An 18104-nucleotide genomic window follows, 5' to 3' on the forward strand; every position below is an offset into this window, starting at 1 on the left:
AGCTGGGGAACAGGCGTTTGATAGTAGAAGGTCAGGGTTGCGGCACCGGGACTGTACGTAGCTGCAACCTATGCTCGCTATCTATCAGGGTACGCGCCAGGCGTTGCAGGCTCGCCAGCGAAACATGTTCGCTCAAGGCCGTCTGCGTACTCAGGTAGCGCGGATCGCCGTATTGTCTTTCCGATAGTTGCAAGCGGGCCAGTTGGGTGGCGGGGTCGGCCCTGCGGGCAAGCTCATCCTGGGCCAACTGGGCGCGTAGGCGCCGGGCCGTCTCTTCGTCAAGGCTTTGCGGCAATGCCCGGAGGGTCTGTTCGGCCAGGTCTACCAGTTCGTCCAGTTGCTGGGGCGCGGTGCGCAGGCTGAGTTGGCTGTGCACGTGATCCGCCCCTGGGGCCAGCGTGCTGGAAAACTCCACGCTATACACGCCCCGGGCTTCATCACGCAATCGTGACTTGAGCTGGCGGCGGGCCAGGTCGCTGAGCAGAGCGATCTGGGCGGCATCTTCGGGCGCCCAGCGCAGCGGATGGTAGCTGGCCCACTTCAGATCCCCACGGGGCTCGATGCCGATGGGGAGCGTCTTAACAGCGCGGGCGGGCAGTGGGGGCGCGGTGGCGCTGGCCGAGGCCTCGCCACGAGCGAGGCTGGCCAATTCCTGGCGCACCAGTGCCTCCAGTTCGTGTTCAGGCAGCAGGCCCATGACATAGTAAGTGACCGGCACCGCGGCCTGTTGGCGCCAAGGGGTCAGGATAGCGGCGGGGGTCAGCTCCGCTGGCGTTGCTGGCTCAGTGGTGTCCTGTTCCAGGCTAAGCCAGGCCGCGGCCTGTTGGCGGCTCACGCTGTCCGGACGCTGCCCTTGGCGCTGCATGGCTTCGCGCGCGCTTTGCAGAAGCGCGGGGTGCAGATCCTGGTTGGCTTGCTGATGGCGATAGAGCCTGAACAGGTCGGCCACGCCCGCGACTGGCGCGCTGGCCTGGAACTCCATGCGCCCCGGCCCGACCAACCAGCTCGATTGCAACGCGCGTTTGGTTTTCCAGGCCTGGGTACGGGGTTCGTCCCAGCCTGGGAGCACGTGGCTCATCAGCTCTAGGCTCAGTTGCGCCAGCCTCGGATTGGTGGCCGTAGCGGCGCTGCTGGGGCTGTCTATCCGCAGTGCGATGCGTCCATCGGGGCCCGGTCGCTTGAGCCAGACCAGCCGGTCGCCGTTGCTTAGCCGCCAATGTTCAACCTGCTCCTTGGCGAAGGTCTGGCGCTCCACGATGCGACCCTCGGTTGTGCTCGGTGTCAGATCCGGGTCTTCGGCTCTGGCCGTTTCAGCGACAAGCTTCGTGGCCGACAGGGGGCTGTCTTGCCACTGGGCGCGCCACTGGGCGATTCGCTCCGGGCTCGGCAACGTTACGGCCAGGGCCGTTGGGGCGGTGATCTGCACGACCTGATCCTTGGCGTCGGTCCACGCCCGCAAGCGAGCCTGCAGGGTAGGCGGGTCGATGCTGTCCAGCGCTTGCAAGCTCAGCCGCGCGCGCTGTTCCCGAGTAGTCAGTGGCAAATGCTGGCGCTCGGCTTCGTCCAACTGAATCAGCCATTCGCGAAGGTCCTTGTCCCTTTCGTTGCCCTGCATGGCCAGGGCTACCTGGCGGATGTCGCGCTTGAGTTCATCCACCAGCGCCTTGGGAAAACCGTGGCGCCTGATCCGCTCGATTTCCCCCAACAGCCGGCGCAGTGCCTCCGGGTGCTGTGCGCCACGGGGGGTAGCGGCAAAACCGACTACGGTACTGTCCCGGCCGATGCGTACCTTTTGCAGGCTATAGGCGCTCACAGGTTCGCCGCGGGGTGCCTGTTGCAGCAGGCGAAGCGTGGCTTTGGTGGTCAGCCGGTCGATCAGGCGTTCACGCAGACCATCGGCAGTGGCTGCGCTACTGGCCGGGGTGCGCAAACGGTAGAGCAGCGTGACCTGGTTGCTGCCGCTTTGGCTGTCCTGCAGGCGGTAGACCTTGAGCTGGCCATCCAGGGCCAGCTCACGCTCGCCCTTCGCGGGTAGCGCAGCCTTGGGCAGTGCGCCGAGGTGCCGCTCGAAAGCGGCGATCGCTATCTCCGGGGATACATCCCCCACGAGTGTGATGAGCATGTTATTGGGGTGGTACCAGCGTCGTTGATAGTGGTACAGCGAGGCCAGCCTGGCGGTCTGGATCGCCTTTTCGTTACCGATGGTGGGGTGGTGGGGATAAGCCGAGCCGCCGCGCTGGCTGGCGATGCGTTGATCGTTCATGCGTTGGAAGGTGCCCAGGCCTTCGCGCCACTCTGCCAGCACCACGGGGCGTTCGCTGGCCAGGTCCGTCTCGCTGAAGGTGGCGGGGCCAGCCAACTGCGCCAGAGCCTCCAGGGCCAGGTCCAGCTGAACACTGCCTTGGGGTGGGCTGAGGCGGTATTGGGTACGTTCGTAATTGGTCACGGCATTGAAGTGGCTGCCCTGTTTCCACCCCGCATCGAGCAGTCGCTCGCGTACAGTCTGCCCGCGCGAGTCGCGGTTGTAGAAGGCCAGGTGTTCGACCAGGTGCGCCACCCCGATTTCGCTTGCGGTTTCATCCAGGGAGCCGGCACGCACCGTCAGGTGCACCTCTATCCGGCCGCCGGCCTTGGCCAGTGGCGCCAGACGGTACTGCAGGCCGTTGCTCAGTTCACCTGCGACTATGCGTTTGTCCCATTCCAAGGCCTGGCCGTGGGCAGAAAGACACAGGGCACCTGCTAGCGTGGCGAGCAGCCAGCAACTCATCATCTTCATCATGCCAAGGGTTCTCAGAAGCGGTAGCCGACTTCCAGCCAATATTGCCGGCCGGTTTCATAGGTGGTGGCGCCAGAGGTGGCGCTGACGATGCGGTTCACCTTGTCAGTGAGATTGGTGATGTCGAGGGTGACGAACACGGCTTCGTCCTTGCGCAAGGGCAGTTCCCAGGCCACTTGGGTATCCCAGGTGAAGGCACCCGGCACGCGGGCCTTCTCATAAAGGGCGTACTCGATGCCGTCCAGGGAAACGTCATCGCCGGTGTCGACGATCTGGTCATAGCTGCCGCGATAGCGGAAGAAGTTGCTCCAATCCAGGTTCAGCGCCGGGATACCGGTGATGGTGGTCAGGCGCAGTGCCCAGGGGCGATTGAAGTTGCGCGCCGGAAGCTCGCTCCAGCGGGTGAGCTTGCCGTCATAGACCACGTCACCATCGGCATACTCGTTGGCATCGAGCACGCTTTCGTAGTCGGTGTACGCGTCCTTCGTGCGGGTCCAGTTCGCCGCCAGCTGGGCGCTGGTCTGGGTGCCCAGCCAGTCGAGGCGCTGCCGGGGCGTCAAGGTCAGGGTGAGGCTGTCCGTTTCGCTGCGGCCAGCGTTGGTCCAGGTGTAGTAGTTGGTAACGTAGCTACTGCCGTCGCCGCTTTCCAACTGCTGTGTCTTGGCCGTGCTACGAGTGATCTTGTCACGGCCGAAGCGGTGTACGTACTTGAAGTCGACATCCGTGCCAAGCCATTGCTGCTGGATACCTGCCATCAGCTCATCGTCGTAGGGCACGTCCAGGCTGCTGTAGCGGGTCGTGTTGACCTGGCGCGTGGCGGTCCAGGCGCCGTTGTAAGTGCGGCGGGTATAGGTAGTGTTCAATGCCTGGCGGCCATCGGACAGGGCGTATTTGTACAGGTTGCGGCCGTAATAGCGGTTCGCACCCGCCACCAGTACGGTTGAGCGATCGCCGAAGAGGTCATAGTCCATGGCCAGGCGCGGGGCCAGGGTGGTCTGGGTGGAATAGCTGTCGTAGTCCAGGCGCAGGCCCGGGCGTACGCTGTAGCGGCCCAATACGATCTGGTCTTCAAGAAAGACGCCCACCTGGTTCTGCTGGGTTTCCAGGCGCCCCGCGGCATAGCGCGTGTGGGTCGTCGCGTACTGGCGGTTGCTGCCGTTGAGCAGGGTGCCGTTGGAGCACAGGGCATCGCCGCTCAGGCAGGCGCCGTTGTCCCGGCCCAGGCCCGTGGCCGCCTGGGCATCATCGGCCCGCTCCCAGGTGGCCTGTGTATGGGCCCATTCCAGGCCCGCGCCGACGCGGTGCTCGCTGGCGCCCAGCGATACGGGCAACCATTGGCCCTTGAGCTTGTAGCTGACGCCTCGCTGGGTTTGCTCCAGGTCACCGAAACTGCCTTCGGCGCTGCGCGACGTGTTGCCGTTCAGGCGCCCCCAGTTCTTGGTGCCGGAATAATACCAATTCACATAATCGTCGCTTTCCGCGTCCCTGGAGCTGTGCAGGTCGGTCAGCGCCAAGGTATGCGTCCAGGTTGTCCGGTCGGCGAGCCAGGTGGCCTTGATCGAGGCCTGGTAGCCGCCATTCTGGGTGGTGAACCCAGAGTCCTTGCGGTTGGCCACGAAGTAGTAGCTGTCTTGGGGCGCGTAGGTGAAGGAGGTGTCCAGCAACAGTTGCTCATTGACCTGCCAGTAGGTCTTGAGCAGGTAATTGTCCAGCTCGCGGGTCTGGTCCTTGGTCTGGCTGCTGTAGCCATCGCTATAGGCATGCAGGGGAATGGTCGAACGCTTGCGGGAAAAATTGAGCAGGGCGCCGAAGTTTTCGGTGAGGTGGCCTTCGAGGGTTCCGCGTATGGTCGTCTTGACGAACTCAGGCTGGTATTGCTCGTCCGAGGCGGTTTCGAAGCCGCCCCGGTCTGCTTCGCTGATGTGGTAGCGGGTCCATTCCGAGCGGGTCATGGCCGCGGACAGCTTGCCATGCAACGCCTGGCTGGGCGCGCGGGTGATGGCGTCGACCACGCCACCATTGAAACCGCCATATTCGGCTGGCACGTTGCTGTCGTACACCCGTACTTCCTGCAGCAGGTCCGCGTCCAGGGCGATGCCGTGGGCACGGCTGGGAGTGGAGTCGAACTGGCGTATCTCGTTGTAGCTGTTGGCCCCCGGGTCCAGGTCATTGTTGATTCCGACGCCGTCGATCATGAAGCTGTTCTGGTAGTACTTGGCGCCATTGATACTGATGTTGGCGGGCTCGATTTCGCCGGGGCTGTTGGACCCTTTCTGGGCATTGTCGAAGCCCACCGAGGGGTGCATCTGTAGCAGGGTGGTGATATCGCCATTGGCGCCAGGAAACGCTTGGATCGAACGTCGGTCGATGACAGTGGCACCGGCATAGGCATTCTCCACCTCGCCCAGCACCAGGGTGGGCGCCAGTTCCACCGGCGGCGCGGGTGTCTTCAGCAGGTTCAGGGCCGCACCGGTGACACCGCTCGGCGCCAGGCTGAAGGTCAGCATGTTGTGTGGGTCTACCGACCAGGCGATTCCTGAGCCGCGCAGCAACTGGTCCAAGGCGGCCGCCTTGCTCATATGGCCCATGAGGGGGGCGGACCGGCGGCCGGCCAGCAAGGCGTCATCAATGGTCAGCTGCAGGCCGCTTTGCTGAGCGAACGTCAACAGGGCCGCCCCCAAGGGCTGGGCAGGTACGTCGAAATCCTGGACCTGACCGGCGTCGTACAGAGGGGCGGCCGATACTTGCCCGGGATGGGCAACGAACAGGCCTGCCAATAGGGCAGTGGCCAGCCATGAAGGCCAGCGCGTGCTGTGGATGAAGTAACGCATCTATCTCCCGAGCAGGTTACAGCCTGCGAATGAGTCTCATTAGTCGGGGAATGACGCGCTGCGGAAAGAAATCTTCAGAATTTGTGAAATTATTTTTCTTCGACGACGTAAATGTAGGGCGCAAGCTGGCGAAGCCGTGCTGACCATGGCTGTAGCACCGAGCGTAGGGCCTGCTCCGGCTGGTCAATATCATATAGCCCAGTCACCTTGCGCTGGCCGAGCTCATCGTTTGGCATCAGCACCGTCCCGGGAAGGTAACGGTCTATTTCCCTGACCACTTCGGCCACGGACTGGCCGTTGACCGCCAAGCGCCCGTTTCGCCATGGCGCTATCTGAACAGCGGTGAGGGTGGCCTCGTGCATGCCGCTGGCATCGGCGCGCAGGCTATCCCCGGCCTTGAGCACTTCGACCGACGCGTTAGGCATGGCGACCCGCACCGAGCCTTGCGCTACCTCTACGCGTGCGCCATCCGGGCCAGTCCGAACCTCGAAGGCCGTGCCGGTGACCGTGACGGTGATGGGGCCAGCGTCCACCAGGAAGGGCCGGCTGGCGTTGTGAGTGACCTTGAAGAAGGCCTGCCCGCGCAGCAATTCCACATGGCGCCCACCTACCTCGAAGCGCACCGCCACGGCACTGTCAGTATCCAGTTGCACCTGGCTGCCATCGGCCAGTTCAATGGTCTTGCGTTCGCCCACGCCGGTACGGTAGTCGGCACCTGGCAACCAGTGCTGATAAGCCCCTAGCGCGATCAACACGGCTGCCGCCGCGCTGCTGAGCCAGGCCAGTCGGCGTCGCTTCCGAGGACGTGCCTGGACGCTTACGGGCGAAGCTTGGGCCTCTGGTGCCGCTGGCGGTGCAAGCCCCGCGGCCAGGCCCCAGGCCCTTTGAGCCTTGGCGTAGGCCTTGGGGTGGGATTCGTGCTCGTTCAGCCATTGGGCCAGTTGCTCGGGCAGGTCCAAGTCTTCGGGAGAGGCCTGGATACGCAATAGCCAGTCCGCCGCCTGCCGGTTGGCGGAGCGGGCCAATGATTCCGGGGGAGCGCCACCCGTAAGGGGATGCTCAGTCATCGTCCAACGCCTCCATGCAATGTACCAACGCCTCGCGAACCAATTGATGGGCCAGTCCCGCGGAGATTCCAAGGGCTTCGGCGATGGCCTGGTAGCTCAGGCCACCGAGCCGGTGCAACTCGAATGCCCGGCGGGTTCTGGCCGGCAGTTTACACAAGGCATGTTCCAGCTGACGCAACTCGTAATGGCCGTGCAACTGACGTTCGGGAGAGGAAAGGTCGCAACTGAGCCCGTCCAGGGCGTGTCCGTCACTTACCCATGGCTGGCGTTCGTACTGCCTTTGCGTATCCAGGGCCAGGTTGCGCACGATGCGGTAAAGATAGGGCAGGGGGCGTTCGATATCGCTGAGACGCTCATTGGCGAAGCGCAGCCAGGCGTCCTGTACCACGTCCTCGGCTTGTGCCGTGCCTCCCACCATGGAAGCGACGTAGCGCACCAGCGAACGCCGATGTTCCAGGTACAGCCTGAGTCTGCTGGCCGCGTCCATTGTGCTGCTCGGAACAGGAAAGGCGGCGAGGATACCGGTATTGAGAAGCGTTATCAATAATGACTCAAGCTGCCTTTGGCCCGCTGGTGCTCTGCTCGGAACCCCTGGCGCGACATAAACAGGATTTCATCGAACTCCTCATATGGAGGATGACCGAGCGTTTCCCCTGACCCGCTCGTAATGAAAGAGGGCTACAGATGAGATGCCCGGCCAGTGCGGAGCTGCCTGCGCCTGAATTCAGGGTCAGGGGGGCATTTCATGGCTTGGCAGCCCCTTTAGATAACGCTCTGTGATCAGCCTCAGGGTACCGTCGGCACGAAGACGCTCCACTGCCGCCTTGAGTTTCAAGACCATCTGCGGATCGCAGCGCCTGGAACAGGCCAGGTACAGATCCGAACTCATGATCACGGGGCTCATGGTCAGCGGTCGGTCCGACACCTCCTTCCAGATATAGCGGGTTTCGGCGATACCGTTGAACCAGGCGTCCACTCTGCCCAGGAGCAGCATCCTTGCAGGATTTTCTCCTATCTTGAGGGAGTAGATCTGGCTGTCGCTGAAGCCTTCATCACGAAGCTTCTGCTCCTGGGCGCTACCCATGCCGACGGCGATCCGCCGATAGGTTTCGCGTGCCTGGGCAAAGGTTTCGACCCTTTTGCCGAGGGTGAAAAAGGCGCGGTCCATCCTGATCACGGGCGCTATCCAGGTGTAGCGCTCTTCCCGGTCCGGTGTACGGGACAAGGGTATGATCAGCAGATTTTCCCCGGCGGGCACGATGCGTTGCGAGCGAGGCCAAGGCAATGAAACGGGGCGTAGGCTGTAGCCCGCCAGGGCGGCCGCCTGTACCGTTACCTCACCGACGATCCCACCGACGCCTGTAGAATCCAGGGTACTCAAGGGCGGCGCGGGAGCCAGGTAAAGCTCGACCATATTCAATGGCTCTGCATGACTCAGCCGGGCAAGCAGGGTGAAAAGCGCGGCACAAAGCGGTCGCAGCGTCTGTTTGCCGAGTTGGCCGAAGGGCCGCGGCGAGATGGGCATGGTGTGGAACCGAAATGGCCTGAGCAGGGGATAAGTGAAACAAAAGCTACACAGGTTGCCAGCCCGCTTGGCGTGATTCGGACGATAGGTCTTGACGGTTCAGGCTGACGCCCAACCGTAGAGTGGGGCTGGCCTGCTTGCCAACCCCGGTTACTGGCCAGGCTCCATCACTCTCGATGAGGCAGGAACCAGTTCAGCAGCAACGCGCAGATACCGCCGGTGGCCACCCCGGACTCCAGCACGCTACGCAGGGCCGCGGGCATGTGGGCGAGGAACTCCGGCACCTGGGCCACGCCTAGGCCCAGCGCCAGAGACACGGCGATGATCAACAGGGCGCGCCGGTCCAGCTCGATGCCGGCCAGGATGTTGATGCCGCTGGCGGCGACCGCGCCGAACATCACCATGGCCGCGCCGCCGAGCACGGGTTCCGGCACGGCCTGGATCACCCCTGCGACGGTCGGGAACAGGCCGAGCACGATCAGCATGAGCGCGATCCAGCCACCGATGCGGCGGCTGGCGATGCCGGTGAGCTGAATCACGCCGTTGTTCTGGGCAAAGATCGAGCTTGGGAAGGTGTTGAACACCCCGGCCAGCAGCGAGTTCACGCCGTTGACCAGTACGCCGCCCTTGATCCGCTGCATCCACAGCGGGCCTTCCACTGGCTGCTGGGATACTTTGCTGGTAGCGGTCACGTCACCGATGGCTTCCAGGGAGGTCACCAGGTAGATCACCAGCATGGGGATGAACAGACTCCAGGAAAAACCCAGGCCGAAGTGCAATGGCGTCGGCACCTGGAACAGGGGCGCCTGGTGCATGCCGGTGAAGTCCAGCCGGCCGAGGTAGCCGGCCAAGGCGTAGCCCACCAGCAAGGCGATGACGATGGCGCAACTGCGCATCCACACCAGCGGGATGCGGTTGAGCACCACGATCACCGCCAGCACGACGCCGGAAAGCAGCAGGTTCTCGCCGTTGGCGAAGGTGCCGTTGGCCATGGCGCCGAAGCCACCGCCCATGCTCACCAGGCCGACCTTGATTAGGGTCAGGCCGATCATCAGCACGACGATGCCGGTGACCAGCGGGGTAATGAGCTTCTTCACGAAAGGCAGGATGCGCGAGATCCCGATCTCCACGAAGGAACCGGCGATCACCACGCCGAAGATCGCCGCCATCACGGCTTCCACCGGCGTGCCTTGCTTGACCATGACCGCGCCGCCGGCGATCAGCGGGCCGACGAAGTTGAAGCTGGTGCCTTGGACAATCAGCAACCCGGCCCCTAATGGGCCGAAGCGGCGGCACTGAACGTAGGTGGCGATACCCGAGACGATCAGGCTCAGGGACACGATCAGGTTGGTATCCCGCGGCGACACCCCCAGCGCCTGGCAGATCAGCAGCGCCGGAGTGACGATGGGTACGATGATCGCCAATAGATGCTGGAGCGCGGCAAGGATTGCCACCATGGGGCGTGGCCGATCCTCCAGGCCGTAGATCAGCTCGTCCGCAGGCGAGCCGGGCTTGGAAGGGGAGTGTGCTGGTTGCATGGGAAAGGCCCCGGGCCGGAAAAAGGGCGGATTCTACAGAGGGGTTGGGAGAGTTCTCAAATTCAAAGATCAGTGGCTAGGTTCATAGGGGGCAAGCACCCTGAGCGCGACTCCGTTCAGCTGGTAGGAAATCACCCAGCCGGTAGGGGGGACGGGTAACGGGCGAAGCTCGCGAAAGCTCAACGTCGAGGAGGCTGCTATGACAATGCCTTGGCTGAGCGCTTTCTTCAGTTGTCAGAGCGGGAGCGAGACCGACGAACGATCTACGCGACATGTGATGAGGCGCGAGGTGATATTTTTGGTCATATCGAATGTCTATAACTCCAAGCGGTGATATGGCGGTGCTATGCGGCTGTTTCCGGTAGAGGGTAAGGGACGTTGTCTTCTGAGCTTCGAGACTATGCATGAGCTCCGGGGCGATTAACAACTTCACCATAGGCGGTCTTGAAAACTTTTTTGAAAACAATAACTGGCACAAGATTATATATTTAAGTGGCTGGTTCTGCTAGTAAATAGTTATCCTGCGAACTAATGAATGATATCTTGGCTATTGCTGAATTTACCTGCTGAAGGGGCATGGATTAAATCGTGATAATGGGAGGTAATCACGAATTTTTTGACGGATGAATATTTTTCATATCACTTGCAGTATGGATATAATCAAGTCAATTCGACCGGTTTTTTGCGATTCCGGGCCGTTTTGGGCCTGAAAGAAGGGCCAGGCCCTGTAAAACCGGCCTGCCGAAAAAGCCGTTCAATTCGTCACGTGAGAGAACTTTCGTGAATACACCTTCTGCCGCCCGCAGCGGCCTGCCGAAAACCCGCGACCTGGTGCGCCATTACGCCGGGCAGTTGCTCGAGGCCGGCGCCGAAGTGTCGGTGACCGCCATCCGCGCGCGGATCCTCGAGGAGCACGAGGTGAGCGCTTCGCCGAATGTGGTGGGGACGAGGTGAAGCAGTTCTGGGCGCGCACCGGGCCACTGCTGAATGCGCGGTTGAAACGGCCGGGGATCCCCGAGGCGGTGGGCCAGGCCTTGGATACGGTGTGGGACGTTGCCTTGAACGAGGCGACCCAGGCCTATGCGATTGAGCGCTCGCACTACCAGCAGGTGGCCGAGCAGGCGCAGCGGGAGGCCGCCGAAGCGCGGACGGCGGCGGCGCAGGCGACGGGGCGCTTTGCCGACCAGGAACGGCAAATCGCGTTGCTCACCGAGCAGGTGCAGCGGCTCAATGGGCAGCTGGACCGCGCGCAGTCAGAACACGAGGCCCTGAAGAACGAGCTGGCCGAGCTGACCGCGCAGTATCAAACACAGGACCAGCGCTACCGCGACGCGCTGGACCGCATCGACGGGGCCCATCAGGCCGAGCAGCAGCGGCTCGCCGACACCCATGCGGCGGAACTGGCCCGGCTGCAGGCCGTGCACCAAGAGGAAAACGCTGCGCTGCGCGCCGAGGTCAGCCGCCAGGCCGATATCTTCGAGAGCACCTCCAACCACCTGATGAAGGAAATCAGCCGGATGCGCGACGCCGCCAGGCTGGAGACCGAGCGACTGACCCGGGAGCTCGCGCAGCGTCGCGACATGGTCGATCGGCTACGAGTGCAGCGCTCGGAGGCCAAGGAGGAGAGTGCCGGGTTCCGCGCGCAAGCCGACAGTGCTACGGCGCAGCTGAAGCAGCTGCAGAAAGCACATGAGCGACTGGAGGTTAAGTATGAGGCATTTCTGGCAGCAAAAGCACAAGGACAGAGTTGAACTGGCAAACCCAGCATAATATGTTTGTTTAGCCCTCTTCAAGCCATTCAAAAGACATCGGCTTGTCGGGGCGATGCCTCACCGATTAGCAGGCAATTGGTCTATCATCCGCTTCATCATCTGCACTGGCGCCCCGGAGAGTAAAAATCGCATGCATCCACTGCCGTGACTTCCACCGCATTTAATTAACCCATAGAAGAACCAAGGAAAGAACCATCACAAGGAGTAGTTATGTATGATCAAAGTTTCACGCTAAAGACCGTAAGGCAAGAGTTACGGAAAAGTGACTTCATAAAGTCACCAAGACTTAGATCTATCCCCATAAAAGAGCAAGAGATAGATACTGCAGTTTACAAAGCACAGGTAGAATGGGATATTCCACACTGCTTGACTGAAAGCACTATAAAAGGAAAAAGGATATTTAGCCCAAAAACATTTAGCGACGAATTGCTACTCCGAAAAATAAATAGAAACTTGCAAAAGAATTTTAATCAGTCAGAAATAAGCAGAGATAGCGTAGTCGCAAATCTAAGAGAGCTTCTGAGGGAGGGGATAGACTATCGTATTTATCGTCTCGACATAAAGAGCTTTTATGAATCGGTAGATCACACCTTGATCAAAGACCGCCTCCATACATCCTTACTGACCAGTGTGCAAACCAAAAAGTTTGTCGGATCTATAGTGGAGGCGCACGCACTTCGAGGTCTAACGGGCGTGCCCAGAGGTTTGGCTCTTAGCGCCACATTAGCAGAAATAATTATGGCGGATTTTGACAACCTTATAAAAAACGATAGCCACGTACGCTATTACGGCCGTTACGTAGATGACATTATAATAATAACTGACAAAAAAGAAAGAGCTCATAGATTTATAACATATATTCAAAAATCTTTGCCTAATGGTTTCGAGCTAAACAGGAGCAAGCAAGCTATATGTGAGACAAACGGGGACGTAAAGCCTCACAAAAATGGGACCCCCGCTACTAAGGAGATTGATTTCGAATATTTAGGATACCGCTTTCAAGTGAGATCTCCGATACTCACCAAAATGAAGCCAAGTCAGCATTACAGAGACGTAAAACTAGATATTGCTCACACTAAAGTAAAAAAGACCAAGACAAGAATAGCCAAAGCTCTGCTCGCCTATATCTTAGATAGGGATTTTGACCTCTTGCTATTGAGGCTTAAATTTCTTTGCTCAAACTTTAGCGTCATGGATGCGGATAGAGATAGGAAGCGCATGGCCGGAATCTATTTCAACTATCACCGGATTGACGGCTTAGAGTCAGAAAGTTTAATTGAGCTGGATAGGTATCTTATTAAAATCATTTCGTCTGGGAGGGGGAGGATTTCCAGCGAATTACACTCTTGCACTACCCTTTCTCAGAGGCGGATACTGCTGCGCATTAGTTTTTTACAAGGGTTTTTAAATAAGACATTCTTGCATTTTTCTCAGAGAAAAATTGGGGAATTACAAAGGTGCTGGAAGTATGCCTAATAGTAACAAAATGCGAAAGGTCCGGCGCGGCGATTATGATCGCGTACTTATTACGGAGACAATTCCCTACGAGACACCCATCATGTATTCCAATGATGGATTTTATAAGAATATGAGGATAGAGGATGTATCCCCCATATTCACATTCATAGTACAAACTCTCATTAAGGGAGCTGGCCGAACAAAATATTTTACAATCCCATACACGTATAAGATCAAGAAAAACGCAATTGAATTTAGGGCGTTATCTATCCTGCACCCCATTTCACAATGGGAAATCAAGAACTTCTATAAAACATACGAAAGGCTGATCTGTCACTATACCAGCCAAAGCATTTTTTCAATTCGATCGCCTAAAAGCGTCGCGTCTACATTTTTTTATAAAAATTCATGGGAGAATGTTAGCAAATATAAACGTGGAGGGGTGAGTGAAGCTGAAAATGACGAACTTGTAAAGCACTCTTCTTCCTTCTATGCATATCGCGGATACGACCGGCTATATAAATTCTACAATTCCTCAGACTTTACAAGCCTCGAAAGAAAGTTTTCACATTTCTGGACACTAGATGTATCAAAATGTTTTGATAGCATTTACACCCATTCAATAGCTTGGGCAACTAAAACAAAATCGCATGTGAAAGAAAAGGTCACGGTTAGCTCGACTTTTGGACAAGCTTTTGACGCATTGATGCAACGTTCAAACTACAATGAAACCAATGGAATTCTTATAGGCCCAGAAGTTAGCAGGATTTTCGCAGAGATAATATTCCAAGACATTGACAGGCAGGTAGAGCAAGCTCTTAAAGCAACAGGAAAATCATTCGAAATTGATTATTCTATTCGGCGCTACGTCGACGATATATTTATATTTTCAAAGGATATAGAAACTGCACGACTAGTGTATGAGCTATACACAGACAAATTAAGATATTACAACTTGCACTCCAATACTTCGAAGTCATTAAAGTATGAGAGACCATTCTATTCAGCCAAGTCAAAGGTTATCAAGGAGGTCGATTCATTTGTAAATATATTTATTGAAAAATTCCTCGAAAGTGATGAAGGAAACGCAAGGCTTATTCCGAAAAAAATTCACAGAAGAACCAGGCTAATTCAAAGCTTTATAGACTCGTCTAAAGCCGTGTGCTCGAACAGCGAAACTGGATACGACTCCATTTCTGCATATATAATATCTGCTTTTTTCGAGCGCATCAAAAAAATCATAAACTGCAGTGAATTACAAATAGAAGATTCTGGAGCGAACCATTATGTGGATGCTTTAATAGTCCTTATAGATTTATTGTATTTTTTCTATTCAGTTGCCCCTTCGGTTAGCTCTTCATATAAAATCGCAGCATCTGCAATTCTCGTCAGCAGATTCGCCGAGTCTTACCTCGCTGAATACGAGCACACGATAAAACAGAAATTTTATCAAATGACCATAGAGTTACTGACAGGAGATCTTGCTCGGTTTGAAACATCAATTGATCAATTTGTCTATCTGGAGGCTTTAAACGTGGTACTAGCAATCAGTGAGCTAGGTGAAAACTATTGGCTGCCTCCTTCGCTTCTAGAGAAACTCCTGAGGTCCACTTGCTCATACCATGATTTAATGTCTTGTCTCTTTTACATCAAAGACAACCAAATATACCTTTCTTTGCGTGAAACCATTATAAACGAAATTGATAAACGTTTAAGGAACTTGGGGCAAATTCAAATAGAAGCTGAACAAGCGAGCCTCTGGTTAGATTCAATAGCATGTCCTTTTATTCCTACCAGCCGCAGACTTAAATGGGTCAGACGCCTGTATAAAGAAGCAAACGTTACGGCTCCACCGAGAACAATCATAAACAAGTTTTTAGATGGCGATGAAAACCGGTATTGGTTCACAAATTGGTATGAAATAGATCTTTTAAATTCTCTTGAGCGAAAAGAATTGAAACGAGTCTATTAGCGTGCTAAGATCCCGCATGGAAAATGACCAATATACTCTCCACGGCTTTGCAGCTCGCTCAAAGCCGATTACCTTTTACAAAAGGTGGGATATTCCGTAAAGGAAAGCATTTCATATATTGTTCAAGGAGCGAATGGCTCTGGCCAGGAGCACACACTAACGAGGTGAGGTCATTTTCCACCTCTCAGTCTTTTATATATAACGGGGACAATCTTTCTAGGGGCGGCTAGCTAGTTGAGCTTCGAAAGTGTATTTTGGGTCGGCAGCTACATTTCATGAGTTATCGCCATAGCTGCTTTTTTATAGAATTCCGTTTACCATAACACCCGTTACGCGCATTTTATTAGACTAATGCTTTCTGTCACCCGCCAGGCCAAGCGTCCAAAGCACAGTCGAGCAGCCATTCCTTGAAGCTCTGCGCAGCGACTGAAAGCCCCACCTTTTCCACCTGGACAACGTAGTAAGCCAGAGGGCTGGATTGCGCTTCACCAAAGGGTCTGATTAACCTACCGGCCTGCAAATCGCCTGTGACCAAGCTGCTGCGTCCCAGAGCGATTCCGCTGCCTGCCATCGCCGCTTGTAACCCTGCAGCCGAGTCATTGATACGTAGAACTCGGGCTTGATCTACAGGCGGGTGACCGGCCCGCTCCAACCAGCTATTCCAGGTAGGGAAGGCCGGGGTATTTCGCATCGATAGGTCGTGGATCAGCACATGGTGACCGAGCATCTCCGGACCCGTGGGGGCGAATGGCCCTTTCATCAGTGCCGGGCTGCATACTGGAAAAAACGTATCGTCCATTAAATGGGTGGCAGTCAGTCCTGGCCAGTGACCGTGGCCAAACCGAATACCCAGATCGACCCTGTCTCCGGCCAAATCCACCAGACGTCCTTCAGTGTTGAGGATCAATTCGAACTGCGGATAGATTGTCTGAAAGGCCTCCACTCTCCCTAGCAACCATTTGTCAGCAAAGGCAGGGGGAACGGTCACGCTGATTGAAGCCGGCGCTGCCCCGCGCTTGAGTCCTTCCACTGCTCGGCTCAACAGATCGAAGCCTGCACGCAGCTCTACCAGCGCGTGACTGGCGGCAGTGGTCAATTCCAGACGTGAAGGGCCCCCGCGTGAACGGTAAAACAACTCCTGACCAAAGCTCTCCTCCAGCTGGCGTACCAACTGGCCGACTGCTGCTGGCGTGACGTTGAGCTCTTGGGCTGCACCGACGAAACTCAGGTGACGGGCAGCGGCTTCGAAAGCTCGCAAAGCGTTCAAATGACGCGGGGCTCTCATATTCTCACTCGCATTCAAATGTCTCACGAAAAGCGAATCGACCGGGCATAACGCCGGTCATTACACACTGCATTCCACCGCGGGCGTACCGGCCATGCCGCAGATCAGCCAGCCGCCTTGCAAAACCTGCAGACGTCTGCCCAAGAGGGCGGTGATTACAGCAACTGAGAGAAATACCGCCACAAATGCCAGAAGACTGTTTGGAGCGGTCACCGGTGTTAACTCCATATGATCGACAATTTGAGGATCGGTCAATCGCGGGGGAGCTGACGCTATCGTGCAATCAGGAGCTTGACGCCGAAGCCGATGAGAAATGCTCCAGCGATCCTTTGGAAGAAAAGGGTCAGCGCCTGGTTGGATCTGATGCGCTCGGCAAAAAATCGTATGAGCCCGATGACAATTACCCCATAGAGGAAGGTAAGACTCGAGACCGTAAGCGCCAGCGCAGTAAAAGTGGCAACGCCTCGATGTTCCGAGGGATCGATGAACAGGGGCAGGAAGGCGAGGTAGAAGAGAACCGCCTTGGGGTTACACAGCGTGATGAACAGCGTCTGGCGAAGATAATGGAAGGGCGCAATGTTCACCACGCTGGCCTCTCCGGCCTTGGCCAGCATTAACCGCAACCCTAGATAGCCTAGGTACAGGCCGCCCAGGATTTGAACGCCGTGGAAGGTGGCGGGGTAGGTTTTGAGCAGCGCAGCCACGCCTGCCAACGCAAGCCACATAAGAATCTGGTCGCCGATAATGACCCCGGCTATCGCGGCCAGACCTCCCTTTACGCCTCCTTTGCCGGTCGAGGTAATCAGAGCAAAATTACCCGGGCCGGGCAGGATGAGCAGCAAGATGAAGGACACAACGAAGGTGCCATAGTGCGCAATTCCAAACATGGGCGGTCTCCTGATAAAACCGGTGCTCGTGACAGCTGGGTGGTGTCCTGCGCTGTCACGAGTGCAGTGGAACCTCAGGGGCACGATCTCGCCCCGGTCAGAATTGTGACAGACCACCGTCCACGACGATCTCCTCGCCTGTCATGAAGGACGACTGGTCGCCGGCCAGGAAGAGCACAGCGTTGGCGACTTCGGACGCCTCCCCGAAACGCCCCAACGGCACCGCGGCTTCGATACCTGCAGCCACTTCGTTGAGCTCTGCATCCGAAAGACCAAGCTTTCCGTGGAAAGGCGTGCTGATCGGACCAGGGCTTACAGCGTTAACCCGAATGCCCCGGGGGGCCAGCTCCGCACCCAACGTACGCGCAAGAGATCGAACGGCTGCTTTGCTTGCCGAAAGAATCGACATGCCGGGGGTGCCTACCTGGTTCAAGAATGAGGTGGTCAAGACCACGCTGCTACCTTTGCTCAGCAACGGTGCCGCTTTTTGTACGGTGAGAAAAGTACCGGTGAAATTAAGTGCAAACTGCTCCTCGATCTGGGTTTTGGTAACCGATTCCAGCGGCGCTGCTGTGCCAGCACCAGCATTTGCAAACACGATGTCCAACCGACCGAAACGCTCTTGGACGGTACGGATAACCGGGTCCAGCGCCTCGGGCTGACGCAGATCAGCCGCCATGATCAAGGCATGGTCACCCAGCTCCTCTTGCGCCGATTTGAGACGCTCAGGCGATACGCCTGTAGCAATTACCTGCGCACCCTCGGCAACAAAACGGCGTGCTACTTCCAGGCCGATACCGGAGGTACCACCGGTAACCAGAACCACCTTGCCTTCGAAATTAAGGGATTTAATAGTCATAACATTTCCTCTTCCGGTAGGGTTGGCCGAGCACTCGGCATGGATCAACTATCCAAAATTTCAGCTAGGTCGCCAAACCAGAAGATTTACTGCAGCAGTAAAGAAAAACTATCTCGAAAGTATCTCAGGATTAG

13 protein-coding genes are annotated in these 18104 nt (G+C 57.1%); 4 read left to right on the top strand and 9 right to left on the bottom strand.

Annotated features, from left to right (window positions below; genetic code table 11):
- Window positions 1-31: 31 nt before the first annotated feature.
- From ACP691_RS10590 to ACP691_RS10615, 6 genes are all read right to left on the bottom strand, one after another.
- Window positions 32-2779 (bottom strand): insulinase family protein, encoded by a 2748-nt coding sequence (locus tag ACP691_RS10590; protein ID WP_426149409.1) that lies wholly within the window; start codon window positions 2777-2779, stop codon window positions 32-34.
- A gap of 11 nt (window positions 2780-2790) precedes the next feature.
- Window positions 2791-5607, bottom strand: coding sequence for a TonB-dependent receptor plug domain-containing protein (locus tag ACP691_RS10595; RefSeq protein WP_426149410.1), 2817 nt, complete (start codon window positions 5605-5607; stop codon window positions 2791-2793).
- An 89-nt stretch (window positions 5608-5696) separates the two neighbouring features.
- Window positions 5697-6674, bottom strand: a complete 978-nt coding sequence (locus tag ACP691_RS10600; protein WP_426149411.1) for a FecR family protein — start codon at window positions 6672-6674, stop codon at window positions 5697-5699.
- Window positions 6667-7161, bottom strand: coding sequence for a sigma-70 family RNA polymerase sigma factor (locus tag ACP691_RS10605; protein ID WP_426149412.1), 495 nt, complete (start codon window positions 7159-7161; stop codon window positions 6667-6669). Before ACP691_RS10605 ends, ACP691_RS10600 begins: the two co-directional genes overlap by 8 nt.
- 243 nt (window positions 7162-7404) lie before the next feature.
- Window positions 7405-8199: a substrate-binding periplasmic protein gene (locus ACP691_RS10610; protein WP_426149413.1), complete on the bottom strand. Its 795-nt coding sequence runs from the start codon at window positions 8197-8199 to the stop codon at window positions 7405-7407.
- 167 nt (window positions 8200-8366) lie between these two features.
- Complete coding sequence (locus tag ACP691_RS10615) at window positions 8367-9737, bottom strand: uracil-xanthine permease family protein (RefSeq protein ID WP_426149414.1); 1371 nt, start codon at window positions 9735-9737, stop codon at window positions 8367-8369.
- A 780-nt stretch (window positions 9738-10517) separates the two neighbouring features.
- On the opposite strand from ACP691_RS10615, the gene ACP691_RS10620 reads away from it, so the two are divergent.
- The 4 genes from ACP691_RS10620 to drt3b all read left to right on the top strand — a co-directional run bounded on the left by ACP691_RS10620 (window position 10518) and on the right by drt3b (window position 14939).
- Window positions 10518-10691, top strand: a complete 174-nt coding sequence (locus tag ACP691_RS10620) for a hypothetical protein (protein ID WP_426149415.1) — start codon at window positions 10518-10520, stop codon at window positions 10689-10691.
- Entirely contained in the window at window positions 10688-11488 is an 801-nt protein-coding gene (locus ACP691_RS10625) for a DNA-binding protein (protein WP_426149416.1), read from the top strand. The genes ACP691_RS10620 and ACP691_RS10625 overlap by 4 nt, the downstream gene beginning before the upstream one ends.
- Before the next feature lie 231 nt (window positions 11489-11719).
- Entirely contained in the window at window positions 11720-12985 is a 1266-nt protein-coding gene (drt3a, locus tag ACP691_RS10630; RefSeq protein WP_426149417.1) for an antiviral reverse transcriptase Drt3a, read from the top strand.
- Between the two features lie 10 nt (window positions 12986-12995).
- Entirely contained in the window at window positions 12996-14939 is a 1944-nt protein-coding gene (gene drt3b / locus ACP691_RS10635) for an antiviral reverse transcriptase Drt3b (protein ID WP_426149708.1), read from the top strand.
- Between the two features lie 361 nt (window positions 14940-15300).
- On the opposite strand, the gene ACP691_RS10640 is transcribed toward drt3b, so the two are convergent.
- From ACP691_RS10640 to ACP691_RS10650, 3 genes are all read right to left on the bottom strand, one after another.
- Window positions 15301-16206, bottom strand: coding sequence for a LysR substrate-binding domain-containing protein (locus tag ACP691_RS10640; protein ID WP_426149418.1), 906 nt, complete (start codon window positions 16204-16206; stop codon window positions 15301-15303).
- 290 nt (window positions 16207-16496) lie between these two features.
- Window positions 16497-17111 (bottom strand): LysE family transporter, encoded by a 615-nt coding sequence (locus ACP691_RS10645; RefSeq protein WP_426149419.1) that lies wholly within the window; start codon window positions 17109-17111, stop codon window positions 16497-16499.
- A gap of 97 nt (window positions 17112-17208) precedes the next feature.
- Window positions 17209-17970: an SDR family oxidoreductase gene (locus ACP691_RS10650; protein ID WP_426149420.1), complete on the bottom strand. Its 762-nt coding sequence runs from the start codon at window positions 17968-17970 to the stop codon at window positions 17209-17211.
- Window positions 17971-18104 lie beyond the last annotated feature (134 nt).

Source organism: Pseudomonas sp. DC3200b2 (genome assembly GCF_049895785.1).
Lineage (GTDB): Bacteria > Pseudomonadota > Gammaproteobacteria > Pseudomonadales > Pseudomonadaceae > Aquipseudomonas > Aquipseudomonas massiliensis.